General features: G+C 56.5%; 1 tRNA gene and 1 rRNA gene. Both read right to left on the reverse strand.

The window, feature by feature from the left end:
* Positions 1–432 precede the first annotated feature (432 nt).
* Positions 433–509, reverse strand: a tRNA-Met gene (locus MRBLMR1_RS27005).
* A 269-nt stretch (positions 510–778) separates the two neighbouring features.
* Positions 779–889: ribosomal RNA gene (rrf, locus tag MRBLMR1_RS27010) — 5S ribosomal RNA — on the reverse strand; the annotation flags it as partial.

Here is an 889-nt window from a genome sequence, read left to right on the forward strand (position 1 = left end):
CACGTCGCCTCAACGAATTGACAACAATACCTGCCTGCAGACCTCCTCGGAAGGGGGCGAGATCATCCCGGAATCACGGGGCGCAATCATCTCGGAACAAAGGGGCGGCTTCATCGGAATCAGCACTTTCGGCTCATGAAGTCCTTTATCGGCGTCCAGGGAGCCTAGAGCATCAAATTGCAATTCCGGAAGCCTGCGCCTTTGTAGAGACCGGTGACAGACAGATCCCAAACCACTTTGCCGTTCTTTGCCAGAACGGAGCCAAGAATAGCCGTGCGCCTTCAATTGTAGCGTACATCGATTCGAACCTTTGGGACACGGGGGCGGAGGCGGCCAAATTGTGTTCTGGATTGAGATTAGCGCCGCTTATCGCAGTGCTCTGGCATGGTGGGCCGTGGTTCTTGGATGGTGTGGGATAGCGTAGCGTAGTTTTGGTTGCGGGGGCAGGATTTGAACCTGCGGCCTTCAGGTTATGAGCCTGACGAGCTACCGGGCTGCTCCACCCCGCGCCAAGCGCATTCGGCTTTGCCGAATGTCGCGGTAGCGTCACAGCTTTGCTGTGATGCTTTCTGCCGGAGCAAAACCCATTGGGTTTTGTCTCCTGTAAGGGACGCACCGGCTAAGTCCTGTGCGTGATCCTTGCATACGTTTTGTTCTGCTTTTGCCATTAAACGCCGAAAGGCCGCTTGTGGGCGGCCCTTGGAGTTTGGCCAGGGGCCATAGGTTTCGTGTGTGAGAAGATTTGTTTTTCATCTTGCGATGACATTGCCTTTAGAAGACCTGGCAGCGACCTACTCTCCCGCGTCTTGAGACGGAGTACCATTGGCGCAGGGGCGTTTCACGGCCGTGTTCGGAATGGGAACGGGTGCGGCCGCCCCGCCATGACCAC

It is taken from the genome of Neorhizobium sp. LMR1-1-1.1 (assembly GCF_040675795.1).
Lineage (GTDB): Bacteria > Pseudomonadota > Alphaproteobacteria > Rhizobiales > Rhizobiaceae > Neorhizobium > Neorhizobium cellulosilyticum.